At 49.3% G+C, this 17,618-nt stretch carries 18 protein-coding genes; 15 read left to right on the plus strand and 3 right to left on the minus strand.

Annotated features, from left to right (window positions below):
- Positions 1 to 82: 82 nt before the first annotated feature.
- From BM030_RS04920 to BM030_RS04930, 3 genes are all read left to right on the plus strand, one after another.
- On the plus strand, positions 83 to 508 hold the full coding sequence (locus tag BM030_RS04920; RefSeq protein ID WP_090971784.1) for a nucleoside-diphosphate kinase: 426 nt from the start codon (positions 83 to 85) through the stop codon (positions 506 to 508).
- A 200-nt stretch (positions 509 to 708) separates the two neighbouring features.
- Positions 709 to 1,191, plus strand: coding sequence for a response regulator transcription factor (locus BM030_RS20405; RefSeq protein ID WP_090972207.1), 483 nt, complete (start codon positions 709 to 711; stop codon positions 1,189 to 1,191).
- Between the two features lie 88 nt (positions 1,192 to 1,279).
- Complete coding sequence (locus BM030_RS04930; RefSeq protein ID WP_090971786.1) at positions 1,280 to 1,822, plus strand: DUF4199 domain-containing protein; 543 nt, start codon at positions 1,280 to 1,282, stop codon at positions 1,820 to 1,822.
- An 8-nt stretch (positions 1,823 to 1,830) separates the two neighbouring features.
- Here BM030_RS04930 and ybeY read toward each other — a convergent pair whose 3' ends face one another.
- The 3 genes from ybeY to BM030_RS04945 are packed head-to-tail and all read right to left on the minus strand — an operon-like array spanning position 1,831 to position 2,948.
- A complete protein-coding gene (ybeY, locus tag BM030_RS04935) occupies positions 1,831 to 2,256 on the minus strand; it encodes an rRNA maturation RNase YbeY (protein ID WP_090971788.1) in 426 nt (141 codons plus the stop codon).
- Positions 2,257 to 2,287: 31 nt separating this feature from the next.
- Complete coding sequence (ruvX, locus tag BM030_RS04940) at positions 2,288 to 2,725, minus strand: Holliday junction resolvase RuvX (protein WP_244518687.1); 438 nt, start codon at positions 2,723 to 2,725, stop codon at positions 2,288 to 2,290.
- Between the two features lie 25 nt (positions 2,726 to 2,750).
- Positions 2,751 to 2,948: a hypothetical protein gene (locus tag BM030_RS04945; RefSeq protein ID WP_090971792.1), complete on the minus strand. Its 198-nt coding sequence runs from the start codon at positions 2,946 to 2,948 to the stop codon at positions 2,751 to 2,753.
- A 127-nt stretch (positions 2,949 to 3,075) separates the two neighbouring features.
- Between BM030_RS04945 and dnaN the strand changes: the two genes are divergently transcribed.
- The 12 genes from dnaN (at position 3,076) to nadD (ending at position 17,287) form a co-directional block, all read left to right on the plus strand.
- Positions 3,076 to 4,200, plus strand: a complete 1,125-nt coding sequence (gene dnaN / locus BM030_RS04950) for a DNA polymerase III subunit beta (RefSeq protein ID WP_090971794.1) — start codon at positions 3,076 to 3,078, stop codon at positions 4,198 to 4,200.
- 5 nt (positions 4,201 to 4,205) lie between these two features.
- Positions 4,206 to 4,859: a DedA family protein gene (locus BM030_RS04955; protein ID WP_090971796.1), complete on the plus strand. Its 654-nt coding sequence runs from the start codon at positions 4,206 to 4,208 to the stop codon at positions 4,857 to 4,859.
- A 13-nt stretch (positions 4,860 to 4,872) separates the two neighbouring features.
- Entirely contained in the window at positions 4,873 to 5,475 is a 603-nt protein-coding gene (locus BM030_RS04960; RefSeq protein WP_244518689.1) for a CAP domain-containing protein, read from the plus strand.
- A 190-nt stretch (positions 5,476 to 5,665) separates the two neighbouring features.
- Entirely contained in the window at positions 5,666 to 6,244 is a 579-nt protein-coding gene (locus BM030_RS04965; RefSeq protein WP_090971798.1) for an RNA polymerase sigma factor, read from the plus strand.
- Between the two features lie 88 nt (positions 6,245 to 6,332).
- Entirely contained in the window at positions 6,333 to 7,478 is a 1,146-nt protein-coding gene (locus BM030_RS04970) for a FecR family protein (RefSeq protein ID WP_090971800.1), read from the plus strand.
- A 294-nt stretch (positions 7,479 to 7,772) separates the two neighbouring features.
- Positions 7,773 to 11,069, plus strand: a complete 3,297-nt coding sequence (locus tag BM030_RS04975) for a TonB-dependent receptor (RefSeq protein WP_090972211.1) — start codon at positions 7,773 to 7,775, stop codon at positions 11,067 to 11,069.
- Between the two features lie 11 nt (positions 11,070 to 11,080).
- Positions 11,081 to 12,343 carry a RagB/SusD family nutrient uptake outer membrane protein gene (locus tag BM030_RS04980; RefSeq protein ID WP_090971802.1) on the plus strand — a complete coding sequence of 421 codons (1,263 nt, stop codon included), beginning with the start codon at positions 11,081 to 11,083 and terminating at the stop codon, positions 12,341 to 12,343.
- 34 nt (positions 12,344 to 12,377) lie between these two features.
- The gene (locus BM030_RS04985) at positions 12,378 to 13,319 is read left to right on the plus strand and encodes a phosphodiester glycosidase family protein (protein WP_090971804.1); all 942 of its coding nucleotides are present in this window, start codon (positions 12,378 to 12,380) and stop codon (positions 13,317 to 13,319) included.
- A 23-nt stretch (positions 13,320 to 13,342) separates the two neighbouring features.
- Positions 13,343 to 15,100, plus strand: coding sequence for a right-handed parallel beta-helix repeat-containing protein (locus tag BM030_RS04990; protein WP_090971806.1), 1,758 nt, complete (start codon positions 13,343 to 13,345; stop codon positions 15,098 to 15,100).
- 145 nt (positions 15,101 to 15,245) lie between these two features.
- Entirely contained in the window at positions 15,246 to 16,121 is an 876-nt protein-coding gene (locus BM030_RS04995; RefSeq protein WP_090971808.1) for a YicC/YloC family endoribonuclease, read from the plus strand.
- Positions 16,121 to 16,693, plus strand: coding sequence for a guanylate kinase (gene gmk, locus BM030_RS05000; RefSeq protein ID WP_090971810.1), 573 nt, complete (start codon positions 16,121 to 16,123; stop codon positions 16,691 to 16,693). Before BM030_RS04995 ends, gmk begins: the two co-directional genes overlap by 1 nt.
- 12 nt (positions 16,694 to 16,705) lie before the next feature.
- Positions 16,706 to 17,287, plus strand: a complete 582-nt coding sequence (gene nadD, locus BM030_RS05005; protein ID WP_090971813.1) for a nicotinate (nicotinamide) nucleotide adenylyltransferase — start codon at positions 16,706 to 16,708, stop codon at positions 17,285 to 17,287.
- Positions 17,288 to 17,618: the final 331 nt, after the last annotated feature.

Raw genomic sequence — 17,618 nt, forward strand, 5'->3', positions numbered from 1 at the left:
ATAATCATATTTTCAAGACGACCTGTCTATCGGCATCTTGCATAAGCAATGCAATATACCTAAGTTTGCAAAAATTTTTTTAATGGCAACTACAACAACGAAAACTTTCACCATGATCAAGCCCGATGCGGTGCGCAATGGCCACACCGGTGCGATTCTGAACGATATCATTGCAGGGGGGTTTAAGCTCGTGGCGATGAAGTACATTCGCCTGAGCCGGGAAACCGCCGGGGCATTTTATGCCGTACACAAAGAGCGCCCCTTCTACGGTGAGCTGGTAGACTTCATGACTTCCGGCCCCATCGTCGCCGCCATCCTCGAAAAGGAAAACGCCGTTGAGGAATTCCGGAAGCTTATCGGGGCCACCGATCCGGCAAAGGCCGAAGCTGGAACCATACGCAATAAATATGCGAAATCCATCGATGCAAACGCCATCCACGGGTCAGATTCGGACGAGAACGCAGAAATTGAGAGCAACTTCTTTTTTTCCCAGTTCGAACGGTTCTAAAACCGTAAAGCCAAAACTCAATACCGGCCCGCGGGTCGTGACAATGCTTCAAACTAACGTCGGCTTAACGGGTTATCGGTAGTCCGTTAAGCCGCTCTCTTTCCCCCCGAACCCCATCGGTCACAATTCCTCTTATCGTCCGGCCCCGCATTTAGCCGAAATTGGTAAATTTGAATGCAGCGTTCTTAAAACACCAGGCTATGGCATTTTTTAACAAGCTGATTCCATCCAAAAGTAAGTCCCTCTTCCTCTATGGGGCAACGTTGGCTTTTTTAGTGTTTGCACTGAAATGGTTGCAGTGGAAATATTTAATTGTACAAAACTCATTAGACATTTATGTCGGGGTGGTTGCTGTGTTCTTTACCCTGATGGGCATCTGGATAGCCATGCAGCTAACCAAACCGAAGATCAAGCAAGTGGTTATCGAGAAAGAGGTTTACCTTCCCCAACCAGAAACATCTACAATCGATGAAAACGCGTTACAAAAACTGGATTTAACAGCCCGTGAATATGAGGTGCTCCAACTCCTGGCAAAAGGATACAGTAACGCGGATATCGCCGATCGGTTGTTTCTATCCGTCAGTACCGTGAAAACCCATGTTTCCAATTTATTCATCAAAATGGACGTAAAAAGCCGCACACAAGCCGCCGATAAAGCAAAACGATTGCGAATCCTTGCCTGAGACTTTCATTTTGGTACTAAAGTATGAATGATTTCCCGCCTATTGCCGCTACTTTCGTCACCGGAAAAGAAACGAAAAACTAATAGTTATGAAAAAAACAGCTTTGATCTTCGGCTCGGTAATCGGCATTCCGTTATCCGGGGGGATGATTTACATGGTTGATTTCCTTTTTTACAAAAACCCGGATGTCAAAGGCAACGACTTCTTGGGTTATATCGTATTGGTCGTCCTGCTTTCTCCCATCTTCTTCGGCATCCGGAGCTACCGCAACAACCAATTGGGTGGGGCAATATCGTTTAAGAAAGCCTTAGGCACAGGTGTCTTGATTTCGTTGATCGCGTCCACGATATACCTCGTAGTGTGGCTTTTTGCCTATTACCTGTTTTTTTATCCCGATTTTATTGACAAATATACAGCGTACGCCCTCAGGCATTGTGCGCCAAGCGACGTAGAAGCGAAAGCGCAATCCTTACGGGAATTCGCTCAAATGTACAAAAACCCGCTTTTTGTAATGCTCAGTACGTTCATGGAGATATTTCCGTTAGGTGTTATCATATCATTGATTAGCGCGTTTCTTTTAAAAAGGAAACAAGGTGCCCCCGATGTACAGGGCACAGGCCCGACTAGATAACATTCCGGTTAAAAATCGCGCTTGATCAGGTAGAAGTCCTCCTTCTCGGTCATCTGTGCTTTCTCCGCCTTCTTTTTGTCGCGGTAGCCACACAGGTGAAGGATGCCGTGGATAATTACCCGATGCAGTTCATCGCGTTCTGGAACTCCGAATTTGCCCGCATTTTCCCGTATGCGATCGATGCTGATGAAAATGTCTCCTGCGATAACCCCTTCATGTTCGCTGGCATCAAAGGTGACGATATCAGTAAACGTGTCATGATTGAGGTACTGACGGTTGATGTCCAGTAAGTAGGTGTCACTGCAGAAAACGATATTTATCTCCCCTGTGCGGAAGCCTTCAGCCATCGCGGATTCGCTGATCCATTGCCTGATGGCACCCTTTTGCTTAGGTTGGAAATCCGTATCCTCTGAAAAAAAGCGGATGTTGCGCATGGCGTTTATTTATCAGGCAAAGGTAGAAAGTTTACCGCTGAAATGCGCGCTTTTCCAGGTACGATTGCAGGATGAGCACCGCCGATACACTGTCAACAAGTCCCTTGGCCTGTCGCTTCCTTTTCGTGCCGCCGCTTTGCGCAATACTTGCCGCAGCCATCTTCGAAGTAAAACGTTCGTCCACGGTTTCTACAGGAATGCTTGGAAACATCCGGCGCAAGGCTCTGACAAACCCTTTCACATGCTGGACAGACTCCGAGGGCGTACCGTCTAGTTGTTTCGGCAGCCCCACCACAAATGTTACCACGGTTTCCCGCGTCAAGTATTCCGCCACATAATCCAGCGCGTCTTTGGCGTGCACGGTATCCAGCGCTGTGGCAATGAGCTGTAACGGATCAGTCACTGCAATGCCGACCCGCTTGGTGCCGTAGTCAAAGGCCATAATGCGCATCCGGCAAAGGTACACCATTTACTGCGAATTATGCGTCCGCAGCCTAAAAGATATATATTAAGTAAATAATACCCAGTATCACCACCGCTATCGTAATGGCAATCCAGATAGTGGTGCTTGCCGGCCGATCATTACGCTCTTTTATCGCCTCAGGTGCGGGAGCCGGATCGTGCTGATGTGCCTCGTAGTTATCTTCTGCCTGAAGATTTCCCTCTCTGTCTGTTTGATGACCCTTCTGCATAACATCAACTTATTGATTCTACATCTTATAACAACGTTGCGCCCGGATTGTTTAGACCATCAAATCGCAATCACATTTCCCGAATACCAAATCTTTTCCTTATCATTGCACGTGATAATGTTCAGCCATGAGATTCATTGTTTCTACTTCGATATTATTAAAGCAGTTGCAGGCCATCAGCGGAGCCTCAAGTAGCAGCACCGTGCTTCCCATACTGGAAAACTTCCTGTTTGAGATCAAAGACAATGTACTTACCATTTCAGCCACGGATCTGCAGACCAGCATGGTTACCTCCCTGCCAATAGAAGCCAAGGAAGAGGGGCGCGTTGCGATGCCGTCTAAAATATTGATTGAAACACTAAAAACCCTGCCCGACCAGCCGGTAGCGTTCTCGGTGGACACCCAAACGCTCGCGGTGGAAATCAGTGCAGGGGATGGCAAATATAAGCTGAGCGGAGAAAACGCAGACGATTTCCCGAAGATTCCCGTAGTAGACAATGCGTCTACCGTAAACATCCCCGCCTCGGTACTGGCCGAAGCCATTAACAAAACCATCTTCGCTGTCAGCAACGACGAGCTACGCCCGGCTATGGCTGGCGTACTGGTACAACTGGCCGAGCAGTCGGTCACCTTCGTTGCCACCGATGCGCATAAACTGGTGCGCTACCGCCGCACGGATATCGGCAGTTCGAAACCAACATCGCTCATTCTGCCGAAGAAGGCTTTATCGCTACTGAAATCGTCGCTTCCAACGGAAGATGTCGCCGTTTCCATGGAATACAATAGTACCAATGCGTTTTTCAAATTCGGCAGTATCCATTTGATTTGCCGACTGATTGATGAACGGTACCCCGACTATGAGGCGGTAATTCCTCAGGTAAATCCCAACAAGCTGACGCTTGACCGCCAAACGTTCCTCAGCTCCTTGCGGCGCGTGGTCATCTTTGCAAACAAAACCACCCATCAGGTACGGCTTAGGATATCGGGCAGTGAACTGAATATCTCGGCCGAAGACCTCGATTTCTCCAACGAAGCACACGAGCGGCTGAGCTGTCAATTTGAGGGCGAAGACATGGAAATCGGCTTCAACGCCAAATTCCTTGTCGAAATGCTCAACAACCTTGACAGCGAAGAAGTAGTTATCGAAATGAGCACACCGAACCGTGCCGGATTGCTGTTGCCTGCCGTTAAGGAAGAAAATGAGGATATCCTGATGCTCGTAATGCCCGTCATGTTAAATAATCTGGGATAACGGCATTGGAACTGATCGCGTCGGTAATCGATTTTATCCTCCACATCGACCGTCACTTGGTCGAGATTGTCAACGACTACAAAACGTGGACATACCTTATTCTGTTCCTGATTATTTTTGTTGAAACCGGTGTCGTGGTAATGCCCTTTCTCCCGGGCGATTCCTTGCTGTTCGCTGCCGGAATGCTTGCGGCGCAACCCAATGATCTGAACGTTTGGTTGATGATACTTCTCTTATTGATCGCAGCAATTACAGGAGACTCCCTGAATTATACCATCGGGAAACACTTCGGGATGCGGATCACCAGATTCAAGCTCTTCGGCAAGCAGCTCGTAAAAGACGAGCAAATTGAAAAGACACAATCGTTTTACGCTAAATACGGCAGTAAAACCATCGTTATTGCCCGTTTCGTGCCCATCGTCCGCACCCTTGCCCCCTTCGTTGGAGGAATCGGGCGCATGCATTACGGGACTTTTCTGACCTACAATATCGTAGGCGCCATCCTGTGGGTAGTGGGCATCACCCTTGCGGGTTATTTCCTCGGCAACATCCCCATCATAAGGGACAATTTTTCCAAAGTGGTATTGCTGATTATATTCCTTTCCGTGCTTCCCATTATATTTGAGGTCGTAAAGGAGAGATTCAAAAAAGCGGCATAATCCTTGCTGCATCATGGCAAACACGCCCATGAAATTGTTTCTGTTTTTCACCGCATTTACTTTCTTCTCCTGCTTTTCAGTCCGCAACGATTCAGTAGTTCGCCCCCGCGTAGACCGCAGCGAAGCAAAAACAGCCTTTGCGCTGCTCAATGACATCCGTCAGCGCCCGGAGGCTTTCCAGCATGAACTTGGCCTAACCAGTCTTAATGGTATTTCAAGAACACCCCTTCGCTGGAACAGCACCTTGGCTAAGGTAGCTGAGGCAAGAGCCTTGGATATGGCACAGCGCGAGTATTTCGACCATACCGACCCCGATGGCTTCGGCCCCAATTACCATATAAATCAGGCGGGATATACGCTTAATCCCGACTGGCTAAAGCACAAAGAAACCAACAATTTTGAGTCCATCGGCGCCAACCACCCGACAGCCGTAGACGGCATTAAAGCATTAATTGCCGGTAAAAATTCGCCCGGGTTCCGCCACCGCGCCCATCTTCTGGGCATGGACGAGTGGAATGCTTCGCTTAACGATGTCGGCATCGGCTTTGTCCGCGCGCCGTCCGGCAGCCCCTACCAATCGTATATCTGTGTTATTATTGCCAAGCATGATTGGTAGTCACCTTCTTTGCCATACTCATTTATAATCAAACCGGCATTGCCTTTTGGTCGGTATTGAATTAATCGTTAGATTTGACTGTTAATGAATGGTGATTTTGATCACAAAGTTGATTGAAATTAAATAATTTGTTAACCTTACTGTACCAGTTATAGATTACTTTTGGCGTTGCTATTGCTACTCACCAATCATGTCGTCTTACAAATCGTATACCGATAGCGAATTGCTCAGTTTGGTTGCTGCCAACAACCACGGCGCGTATACGGAAATTTACAATAGATATGCCGCTTTGCTTTACGTGCATGCCCGCAGAAAGTTAGCAGACCGTGAAGATGCAAGAGATATTATCCAAGAACTATTTACCGCCTTCTGGAATAACCGGGCTTCGTTGGACGAGGAGATTGAATTATCAAAATACCTTTATGCCGCTGTACGCTATAAAATAATCAACCACTTTGCACGTAAGAAGCTGAAAACAGCTTATCTGGATACCTTAAGAAACACAGCGGAGATTGAACGGGCGGCGCCGGATCACCGGGTTCGGGAAACGGAACTCAAGCAATTGATAGAACGGGAAGTCAACCTATTGCCGCGCAAAATGCGCGAAATTTTCTGTATGAGCCGCCAACAAAACCTTTCCCACCGGGAAATCGCCGAACAACTCCATATTTCGGAAGCCACCGTAAAGAAACAGGTCAACAATGCGTTGAAAGTACTCCGCGTTAAGCTGGGTCCGCTTTTATCGTTGTGTAGCCTCCTCCTTTTTTAATAAGCAACACACTTTTTTAATTTTTTTCTACACCCAGCGTCCGAGTTAGCTGACTACCTCCTATGTAAGTGGGGAATACCCAATTCGTATGGATAAAAAGGATATTAAAAAACTTCTGGAGCGTTACTTGGCAGATGAATGCACAGACGCTGAACGCGCCATCGTGGAGGACTGGTACAACAGGCAGCACTCCGAAGCGCCCCACGACATACCAGCAGCGGAAATCGAGGCAGACATTGCGGCCATCAAAAAAGAACTGCCGCAACCTTCCGCCCGGCGACGCTTTGTAAATCTGAGGTATCATGCTGCTGCGGCCATTGTCATTATCGGCATTGGCGTCTGGATTGTCCAACCGCGGTTTTTTAATAAACTGGAAGATGCTCCGTTAGCTGTTATAGACGAAAACGATATCCTGCCGGGAGGAAACCGGGCGCTATTGACATTGGCAGATGGTACGGCTATCCTTCTGGATGACAAGCCCGTGGGAAAGATCGCACAAGAAGGAAATAACATTGTCTATAAAAATGCCGACGGCGAATTGGTTTATCGGCGGTCCGATGGTCCACCCTCAGAAGTTCGCGCAAACGAGTTCCACCGCATCACCACACCTCGCGGCGGGCAATGCCAGCTTACGCTGCCAGACGGGTCGCAGGTCTGGCTTAACGCAGAGTCGGCAATCAGATTCTCAGCCAATAATTCAGGAGACGAACGGATCGTTGAACTGACGGGCGAGGCCTATTTTGAAGTGGCCCGGGATGCAAACAGACCTTTCAAAGTGATCACCGGCAAGCAGGTCATCGAGGTTTTAGGAACACATTTCAACGTCAATAGCTATCCGAATGAACCTGTGGTGAGAACGACACTGGTCGAAGGATCCGTTAAAGTTTCGGAAAAAAGCGAAACACGATCCGTTGTACTCAAACCCGGCCAACAGGCATCTATTGGCGATCAACGCCGCCTAACGGTGCATGACGTGTCCGTAGCGGATGCCATTGCTTGGAAAAACGGGATGTTCAGTTTTAACGATTCAAATATCGAGTCCATTATGCGGCAGCTTTCACGCTGGTACGACGTGGAAGTCGAATTCGAAGGAAACAAACCCGAGTTCAAATTATGGGGCGAAGTATACCGGAATGTCAAAGCCTCGGAAGCGCTCGAAATATTAAGCTTTTTCAACCTGAACTATCGGATAGAAACGGTCAACGGCGTCAAGAAAATCGTCATTTCCGGATAAAAGATTTGTTAACCTTAAAATGTCAAATATGAAAAAATCAGCAGTTGCATAAAAAGAAAAATGAGGTAAAAAGAACGTCTTCTGACTGCCATCAGAAGACGCGGATTTGTTGAGTTTACCCATTGGGATGATTTTAACTAAGCATTATTAACGAGTAACCCAAGCATTACAAAAGTAATGAAATTAGGCTTTTACACAATGGCCAAAGCAACTATTTGGCCGCTTCCACAACGATTAAACGGGGCAGAAAGCCCTTACTTAAGCAACCATCTTATCACAAAAGGAAAATGGATCATGCGATTCAATCTAATTGTAGCAAGTTTGATACTGGTTTTCACACAAGTCGGAAAGGCAGGTTATGCACAGAAAGTCACCTTACAGGTAAAAAACATGCCCGTGGAGCAGGTGCTCCAATTGGTCAAACAACAGACAGGATATGTGTTTGTATATAACGACGAAAGCCTGAAGCAATTGAAAATCGATGTTTCGGTCAAACACGCATCCATTGACGAGGTTATGGAGGCCTGTTTAGCCGGCCTGCCGTTTTCGTATAAGCGTGTCGAGCGCAATATCCTGATTAGGCAGGATGCTGAGCAACTCCCTGCGCAGGCACCTGCTCGGCAGCCCCGGGAAATCACGGGCCAGGTTACCGATATGGACGGGCAACCGCTGGTAGGAGCCACGGTAGCTGTAAAAGGTACCGCCATCAGCACCGTAACCGACCACAGCGGCAGGTATCGCCTAGCCGTCCCTTATCCTGAGGCTATATTGGTATTTAGCATGGTCGGTCATGAATCCCTTGAACTGAATGCAGACCAACCTACGGTAAACGCACAAATTAAGCCATCCATCAGCCACATGGATGAAGTCGTGGTAATAGGATATGGCACGCAACGCAGATCCTTGGTCACAAGCGCCATCAGTAAACTGCCCATAGACGAGTCTAACCAGCGTCAGGTTGCCAGCCCCGCCCAGTTGCTGGACGGCCGGATTCCAGGTGTTACCGTCTCCACCGGCTCGGGCAACCTGGGCAGCGGCGAACGTATGAGTATCCGCGGTATTTCGTCGCTAAGCGCCAGCAATGAACCGCTATACGTCATTGACGGTATTCCCATTACCAACCAAAACAGCAACCTATACGATTTCGGTGAGTCGATGAGTTCGCTGGCCACATTGAGCATCACTGACATCGAATCAATAGAAGTCTTGAAAGACGCGGCTTCCGCGGCCATATACGGTTCCCGCGGCACCAACGGTGTGGTTGTAATCACCACCAAATCAGGAAAAGAGGGACGCTCCGATATCCGCCTGAATGTTAGTACCGGAATAACGAAGTTCCCTTATCTAAACAAGATAAAAACCGCCAATTCGAGCCTATACATCCGTGATTTCAATGAAGGCGTCGCCAACTACAATGAACAATACGGACTAAAAATTGGTGATCCGGGTTATAAGTTGCCGATAGCCAATCCATTTGGCGACCTGCCAGACACGGATTGGATGAAGGTTATTACCCAAACCGGTTCTTTTTACAACATCGATGCAGCCTTTTCAGGCGGAACGCAACGGAACAAAAATTACTTCGCCGCCAATTACACCGATCAGGAAGGCGTAATCAAAACCAACCGGATGCAAAAGGCGAACCTTAGGGCTAAGGTAAGCTATCAGCTGGCCCCCTGGCTCGAAATCGGCACAAATAATTCCGGCAATTACGTCAGAAATAACCAGATACCGGGTGCCAGTCTTGGCACAACTATCATTGGACGGGCAATCCAACAACGGCCATTCGACAGGCCTTATAAACCCAACGGCGATTATTACGTGGGCGGTACAGACGAACTGGTGTTCCATAACCCACTGCAGGTACTTAATGAGGAGAATGTGTACATCCAAGACCTGAGGTACCTCGGTAACTTCTACACCACAATCAAGCTGAAAGATAAATGGTCTTGGAATCAGTCGTTCAACGCAGACGTGACCCAGACCTATGACCATACTTATTACAACGAACGGCATCCCTACGGCTTGGGTATCGGCCGGCTATTGGACCGTAACCGGCTGATCCGGAATTACCTGTATGAAAACGTCGTCAATTATGACGATAAATTCGGAGACCTTTCCGTCAATGCAATGGCCGGACACGCCTTTCAAAAGGTAACAACGCGGACAACCTATATTGACGCCCGGGGCTTCCCTTCTCCTTCTTTCGTGGTGGCCAGCGCGGCAGCTGAAACTATGGCCTCATCCGGCCTTGGTATCTACGCAATGGAATCTTACTTCGGAAGAGCCACCTTCTCGTATTTAGACCGCTATATCCTTACGGGAACACTGCGTACCGACGGATCTTCCCGATTTGCCAGAGAAAACCGCTGGGGATGGTTTCCCTCCATTTCAGTCGGCTGGAATGTTTCCAATGAACCGTTTATGGCGGGGAGTGAAGCCGATGTCAAATTCCGCCTCAGTTACGGAAAAACCGGCAATCAAGACGGACTGGGCAGTTATGTTTACCAAGCACTCATGTCTGGAGGGTACAACTATGGTGGCTTGAGCGGCATTGCGGTAACGACATTTGGAAACCGGGATCTCACGTGGGAAAAAGCCGACCAATTTGATGTAGGCTTCGATGTCGCGCTGCTGAACGGCAAAATCAATATGATTTTTGACCTGTATCAAAAGAATACAGCAGACCTGATTTACTCCATGCCCGTCCACGCCACAACAGGCGTTACATCAATCACCACAAATATCGGTTCCATGCGCAACCGCGGAGGTGAATTTTCGTTGAACACACACTTTCGATTCGGACAGCTCCAGTGGTTGTCCCAGTTTAATATCGCCACCAACCGGAATAAAATCACGGCCCTAATCGGAGATAATACACCGATAAGCATCGGTGGAAACCGTGCCCTTCAAGTGGGTAAAGAAGTCGGCGCCTATTTCCTCTTTGTTCAGGAGGGAATTTACCAATATGACGGCGAGGTGCCAAAGGCACAGTATGATATCGGCATCCGGGCCGGGGATGTCAAATGGAGGGATGTAGACAACAACGGCATTATCAACGACAATGACCGGGTACTTGTCGGCTCAGCCAATCCGGATTTCTTCGGCGGATGGAACCATACGCTCCGGTATAAGGGGCTATCGCTCGATGTCTTCTTTTCCTATATGTACGGAAACGACGTTTATGCACAATGGCAAGTCGATGTGGGCCGTCTTGGCCACCGCAATGCCGTACTGGTAGAGCATGCCGAAAATCGTTGGACAGGCCCGGGTTCAACAAATGTATATCCCCGCTCTCTGAATGGCGATATCAACAATACCCGGAATTCCGACCGCTTCCTCGAAGATGGCTCGTTTATCCGGCTGCGCACCCTTACCCTAAGCTACAATTTCCCGCAACGCGCGCTCGGAAGGTACCACATGAAAGGGCTACGCGTATTTTGTCAAGGCGATAATCTTTTCCTGCTCACCCGGTATCCGGGCTGGGATCCACAGGTCAGCAATAACCTCGACCCCCGCTTCTTCAATGTGGATACGTTCAATGTACCTCAGCCGCGCACGTTTACGGTAGGTCTTAATCTCAACTTCTAACAGTGTCAGTGATGAAAAGATATGTAATATTAATTGCTGGCGTCATGCTTAGCGCATGTGCCAATCAACTCGATCAATATTCCTTTTCTGCCATTTCGCCAGATGCGGTCAGCATAAAGGATATTCCCGCCGTTCGGAACGGCATGTACAATAGTGTTCAGAACAGCCCGGGTGAACGTTCATTTATCCTGTTCGATATGCTTGGCGGCACCATCCAGACCAATACCGGCACTTCACGCGATCTGATCAACTCAACCTTGAGCCCGCTGAACACCTATATCGCTTCCGGTTGGAACGGCTATTTCAATGCGCTGTTTCAGGTGAATAATATGTTAGCCATTGCCAATCGCTTTCCAGAGGCCGACCTTGCAGCACAATCAAAAGGCGAAGCGCATTACTTCCGGGCATACATCTACTACAGTTTAGTAACCCGTTGGGGAGCCGTCCCTATACTCCGGGGGCATACGATGGAGCGGGTGCCTCGAGATCCGGTGAATGAAGTCTGGGCATTTATCGAATCAGACCTCGATGCAGCTATCGATTTATTGGGTACTTCTACCAATTACTACTATGTGTCGAGAGATGCTGCCAGGGCGCTCAAGGCTCGGGCACTGCTTAGTCAAGGGAAAAACCAAGATGCTGCGGCATTGGCCGAAACGCTTATTACCAGCGGTGCCTACCGTTTGGATGCATTCGAGAAAATTTTCCGGAAGCAGGGCAACACGGAAATTATTTTCGCTTTTGAAAACCGTACAGAAGAATCAAGCATCAATATCAGCGATCTGTTCTATACGTATGCACACCCAAACCGAGGCCAAGGCGTGTATAAGCCTACGCCGGAGGTATTGGCCCTCTTTGCAGACAACGATAACCGGAAGGCCATTTCGCTTATCAACATTGCCGGGACGGAATGTATCAACAAATACCCGAGCGGACAAACCGGACGCGATCCGGTTATCATCTCCCGGATTGCAGAACTGTATCTCATCAGTGCCGAAGCGCAGGGGCGATCTGCCGGTGTCGGGCGACTCAATGAATTGCGCAGGTTTAGGGGTTTGGACAATATTTTCCCCGCTAATGACGACGACTACCTGACAGCGATATTAACCGAACGTAAGCGCGAATTACTTGGCGAAAACTTCATGTACCATGATTTGGTTAGAACGGGCCGGGCCAAGGAAGAACTCGGACTGCTGGATCACCAATTGGTGCTACCCATACCCGGCCGCGAACTGCTGCTGAACCCCAACCTGACACCAAACCTTGGATATTAATAGAAATGAGGCATTAATAACGCAAGCTATCCACATGAGAACAATTAAAAATAAGCTATCGGCGGCATGGTTTATCGCCCTGTTTATGGTCAGCTGTTACAGCTGCGATAAAAACGTATATCATTTTGAATATTATGCGGAACCCAAAACCGAAACCGGCCGTAAACTGGTAGACGGGACGGATTTCTTCGCACAGATTTTTTCTGATACTACCTATGCGGTGGCCGACGGTGTGTCGGCCACCGAAATTCAATACCTGTCGCAGAAAGGACTGGCGATGAAGCTCTTTGTCTTTGACATAGACCTTAGCCACCCCGACGTATCAATCGAAGTGGCCACTCCATTCGGCCTGCCCGCTTATGCCATGCAGCCTATGACCGTGCAGGCCATTTATGCTGATGCCGAAGGGCATCGCGTTTGGGGAGGTATAAATGCCGACTTTTTCAACATGAGCACAGGTGAGCCCCGGGGCATTCTTTACAAGAAAGGCGAAGCTATCCGTACGCGGTTCGACAGTGGCACACGGAGCTTTTTTGCGATAAATAAAGCAGGAAAAGCATTTGTTGCGCCGAGTGAAGACTATCCGGCTATCGCGGCTGACGATGTTATTCAGGAAGCGGTGGGCGGCAGTGTCAGTTTGGTCAGAGATGGTAACGTCGTTAAACACACCGATACTACCGTTGAGCCCCGTACCTGTATAGGAGTAACCTCCGATAGCACAAGGGTGTTTATGGTGGCGGTTGACGGACGCAATTTCTCCTATTCCAACGGCATGCTGTTCGAAGAGCTCGGACAATGTCTTAAAGCGCTGGGAGCTGCCAATGGCATAAACCTCGACGGAGGGGGCTCCACCACATTTTTTATCCGCAATACACCTGCTTTCACCGAGGGCCGCTTCGAACTAAGAAATTGGCCCTCTGACAATGGCGGAAAGGAACGCGCCGTTGCCAACGGACTACTTATCATTTCCAAATAAATGACGGCTTAAGAAAACGCACTATGCAAACAATAACAAACTATATCGGTATCATTGGCTTATTGCTGGCCTTCTTTACCGCATGCACAGAAAAGAAAGGTCTTGGTAGCTTCGAACCCTTGACCCCTGAATTTTCTATCGAAACGAATACCATCAACGTGGGGAAGGAAGGAGGAGAATACCTTATCAACGTCGAATCAAACCTGCCCTGGCGGGCCAGAAGCAACGCAGACTGGATCAGCTTCAAAAGCGAAAATGCGTTGGCAGACGGAGCCTTTACCTTCGAAGTAACACGCAACCGAACAACCGAGCCGCGTGTCGCTGAAATCATTGTGTGGGTAACCAAGGAACACGAGAAAACCCTTCAGGTCGTCCAAGCACCAAGCGACCCAAGCGATTTGGCAACACACTATTACGTCAAAACGGACGGTAACGAAACCAATTCAGGATTATCTTGGGCAGACGCCATTCCGTTGCAGAAAGCCCTGGACGAAATGGTTAACGGCGACGTCATCCATATTGCTGCCGGTACGTACCTGCCTTCCAAAACCATATCCGGTGGCAGCGCCGCAAATACTGGTGACATCACTTTTGAGATACACAGCAATGTCACGTTAATCGGCGGATATCCCGCGGATGCCGCGGACGGCGCTATTGCAAACCCGCAAGTGAACCCCACCATCCTTAGTGGAAATACCCCAGCGGGTCGGGTTTATCACACCGTGGCCATCACTGCGCCGCTGCAAGACGGCCAACAGGTGGTTCTGGAGGGCCTGTCAATAAAGCACGGCAGGGCCGCCGCCAGCGGCACGGGAAGCATCAGCGTCAGTGGGGTTCCCTTTTACCGGTTTTACGGTGGAGGGTTGATTATCGGCAGGTCAACTGTTGACGTGATCAACTGCGAAATTTCAGATAATGAATCTGGCTTACATGCCGGCGGCGTGTATATAGCAGGCGGAGGCACGGTCAGGTTCGATGGCAGTGCTATTAGAAATAACCGGGCCACAACAAATTCCTCAAATGGCGGGGGTATTTTTATCGATGCATCTACCGTTTACTTCAACAACTGTGAAGTTTCCGGCAACATGACTACCGGTGTCGGCGCCGGCATTTATGCCTTCAATGCCACACAACCCACATACACCTACATCTACAACACCACCGTCGCAAACAACAACAATAACGCAAATAATGTAAACGAAACCCGTAGAGGCGGAGGTTTTTATGCACGCGAACATTCGGTCTCTGTAATCGTCAATTCAACATTCTACGGGAATACCGGCGGCCATGGGGCGGGCATCAGCCTTTATGGTACTGCAACCGGCGCCTCGCGGATGACAATCATCAGCAGCACGATAACCCGAAACAACGCTTATAACAATGGTGGTGGGGTTGAAATAACCGCCAACACCACGCTGAACGTATTCAATACCATCATATCGGGCAACCAAGCGGCCAACGGAAACGATGTATACGGCAACGGTAGCGATTTGTCATACAGCGTTCTGGGAAGCCGGATACTGGATGCTAATGGTGACGACGTTCCGGGGCAATCGTTCGACGCCGAAACGATGTTGGGCCATTTGGCTGACAACGGCGGCGAGACCAAAACCAGCCTGCTGACGGCAAGCTCTCCCGCTGCCACGCTGGGCATGACGGCATCCGCTTTGGAAGCGCTCGGCGCCACCCTTACGCCCGCTATCACGCCGGAAGTGATTGCCAGCGACCAAAACGGAAAATCGCGGACTGGGAAAACCGCTATGGGGGCCGCAATACCTTAAAGGCAACCTGCAGTCAAGACAAATATTCTATTATATGAAGGCGTCCTTTTTTCGAGGACGCCTTTTGCTTTACAGGAAAGCACAATGTAACCGTCCCGTGCTATTAAGAGCAGAGCCGCAAAGCCTTTTTTTATTACCTTTGCACATGATTAAATCCATGACTGGCTATGGCCTTGGCGCCAAAGACAACCAAAAGGTAAAATACACGGTAGAAATTAAGTCGCTGAACTCCAAGTTTCTGGAGCTCAACCTACGGTTGCCTAAGGCGTTTTCCGACAAGGAACTTACGCTTCGGGCCGAATGTTCGCGCCTCATCGAGCGCGGTAAGGTTAACATTACGGTCAACGTGGAATACGTCGATCAGTCGGCCGCTGCAGCGACCATCAATGCCGAACTGCTGAGAAATTACTACCGGCAGCTCGAAGCCATCGCTACCGAACTGGGCACCGATAAAGGCAACCTGTTTGAACTCGCGCTGAATATGCCCGAAGTCGTCAGCCACAACGAGGAGGTGGCCGACGAGGAAGAAGCCGCCCTGCTGATGGGAGCCTTCCAAGAGGCGGTCGCCCGGCTCGACCTGTTCCGCAAAGACGAGGGTGAGGTGCTCCGGCAGGACCTTTCGTCGCGGGCCTCGGAAATTCTGCACCTGCTCGGCGAAGTGGAAAAGGTCGAAACCGACCGCATACCGCTTATTCGCGAACGGATAAACCAGTATATGGATGAAACCGTCGGCAAGGAGAATGTAGACATGAACCGCTTTGAGCAGGAACTCATCTTCTACATCGACAAGTTGGATATCACCGAAGAAAAGGTCCGCCTGCGCAGCCATTGCAACTATTTCCTCCAAGCCCTTGAAGCGTCCGACGCAAACGGGAAGAAACTGGGCTTCATCTCCCAGGAGATGGGCCGCGAAATCAACACGCTGGGGTCAAAGGCTAACCATGCCGGCATCCAACAGGTGGTGGTACGCATGAAAGAGGAATTGGAAAAAATCAAGGAACAGCTGTTAAACGTGCTGTAATGGAAGGAAAGCTCATCATATTCTCTGCGCCCTCGGGCGCCGGCAAAACAACCATCGTCAAGCACCTGCTGGCCAAACATCCCGACAGGATCAGCTTCTCGATATCGGCCAGTACACGGGCGCCGCGCGAGGGTGAAGTCGATGGCCGGGATTACTATTTTATTTCCAAAGAAGAATTTCTGCACCGGATAGCCAAAAAGGAGTTCATTGAATTTGAAGAAGTCTACACCGGAACGTTCTATGGTACACTCCGGGCAGAAGTGGAGCGGATATGGGCATTGGGAAGGCACGTTATCTTCGACATCGACGTCGAAGGTGGCCTGCACCTTAAGCGCAAGTTTGGCGACCGCGCGTTAGCTATTTTTGTGCAGCCGCCGTCGATGGAAATACTGATCCAACGGCTGCGCGGCCGCGGAACGGACAGCGATGAAAAGCTCGCTGAGCGGATTGCCAAAGCGGAGAAAGAGCTGACGTATGCACACCGGTTCGATATTATCCTGCGGAACGATGACTTGGAAAAAGCTTGCGCCGAAGCCGAAAAGCTGATGCTGGACTTCTTATCGGCCACTTAACGTACATTACCCATGAAGCGCATCGGATTATTTTTCGGTTCGTTCAACCCCATACATACGGGGCACCTCATCATTGCTAACTACATGGCCAGTTACACCGACCTACACGAGGTCTGGTTGGTAGTATCCCCCCATAACCCGCTGAAGAAAAAAGGTTCCCTCATCAATATGTATGATCGGCTGGAAATGGTCAATCTGGCCATCGAACACGCCGAAGGCCTCCGTAGCAGCTCGGTCGAGTTTTCACTTCCGCAGCCCTCCTATACTATCGATACACTGATCCACCTGCAGGAAAAGCATCCGGAGAAGCAGTTTGTACTCATCATGGGGTCAGACAACCTGGCGTCCCTCCACAAATGGAAGAACTACGAAATTATCCTGCGCGATTACCACATCCATGTATATCCGCGTCCGGCCTATCCGGTCCCGGCGGAACTGGCCGCGCACCCTTCGGTCACCATCACCGATACGCCGCTCATGGAGCTTTCCTCCACCTTTATCCGCAGCGCCGTGAAAAACGGCCAGAGCATCCGCTATTTCGTGCCCGACAAGGTGCTGGATTTTATCGAAAGCAAGGGGCTTTATCTGCACTAAGGGCAACAACCGGTTCTCCATGTATTTCTATTTTTTCTTGACGAGTCACCCCAAGATTCAGTTTAGGTTTCCTAATAGAGAACTCGGTTTTTAACGCTGCATTTAGCGACACCGAAGAACATGAACGCCAAATAGTAACGCATTAACATTAAACTAACCCGTCTATTATACAGTTGTCTCATATACGTGATAATACGCGTGGGAGGTCGTTTGATTTTTGATGGTGAGTCCCTGCCGGCTACGACAGCTGTTATAACAGGGGAAATAGCATTTGCAGTCATTTCAATAGCGGCATTTTACTACTTCTTATGCAAAAAGAACTGAAAGGATA

This window comes from Parapedobacter composti, assembly GCF_900112315.1.
Taxonomy (GTDB): domain Bacteria; phylum Bacteroidota; class Bacteroidia; order Sphingobacteriales; family Sphingobacteriaceae; genus Parapedobacter; species Parapedobacter composti.

Coding starts and splice junctions, on each gene's coding strand:
- BM030_RS04985 (WP_090971804.1), top strand. CDS start 12,378: ATGAGAACAATTAAAAATAAGCTATCGGCGGCATGGTTTATCGCCCTG.
- nadD (WP_090971813.1), top strand. CDS start 16,706: ATGAAGCGCATCGGATTATTTTTCGGTTCGTTCAACCCCATACATACG.
- BM030_RS04930 (WP_090971786.1), top strand. CDS start 1,280: ATGAAAAAAACAGCTTTGATCTTCGGCTCGGTAATCGGCATTCCGTTA.
- BM030_RS04990 (WP_090971806.1), top strand. CDS start 13,343: ATGCAAACAATAACAAACTATATCGGTATCATTGGCTTATTGCTGGCC.
- BM030_RS04980 (WP_090971802.1), top strand. CDS start 11,081: ATGAAAAGATATGTAATATTAATTGCTGGCGTCATGCTTAGCGCATGT.
- BM030_RS04995 (WP_090971808.1), top strand. CDS start 15,246: ATGATTAAATCCATGACTGGCTATGGCCTTGGCGCCAAAGACAACCAA.
- BM030_RS04960 (WP_244518689.1), top strand. CDS start 4,873: ATGGCAAACACGCCCATGAAATTGTTTCTGTTTTTCACCGCATTTACT.
- ybeY (WP_090971788.1), bottom strand. CDS start 2,256: ATGCGCAACATCCGCTTTTTTTCAGAGGATACGGATTTCCAACCTAAG.
- dnaN (WP_090971794.1), top strand. CDS start 3,076: ATGAGATTCATTGTTTCTACTTCGATATTATTAAAGCAGTTGCAGGCC.
- BM030_RS20405 (WP_090972207.1), top strand. CDS start 709: ATGGCATTTTTTAACAAGCTGATTCCATCCAAAAGTAAGTCCCTCTTC.
- BM030_RS04920 (WP_090971784.1), top strand. CDS start 83: ATGGCAACTACAACAACGAAAACTTTCACCATGATCAAGCCCGATGCG.
- gmk (WP_090971810.1), top strand. CDS start 16,121: ATGGAAGGAAAGCTCATCATATTCTCTGCGCCCTCGGGCGCCGGCAAA.
- ruvX (WP_244518687.1), bottom strand. CDS start 2,725: ATGGTGTACCTTTGCCGGATGCGCATTATGGCCTTTGACTACGGCACC.
- BM030_RS04975 (WP_090972211.1), top strand. CDS start 7,773: ATGCGATTCAATCTAATTGTAGCAAGTTTGATACTGGTTTTCACACAA.
- BM030_RS04970 (WP_090971800.1), top strand. CDS start 6,333: ATGGATAAAAAGGATATTAAAAAACTTCTGGAGCGTTACTTGGCAGAT.
- BM030_RS04945 (WP_090971792.1), bottom strand. CDS start 2,948: ATGCAGAAGGGTCATCAAACAGACAGAGAGGGAAATCTTCAGGCAGAA.
- BM030_RS04965 (WP_090971798.1), top strand. CDS start 5,666: ATGTCGTCTTACAAATCGTATACCGATAGCGAATTGCTCAGTTTGGTT.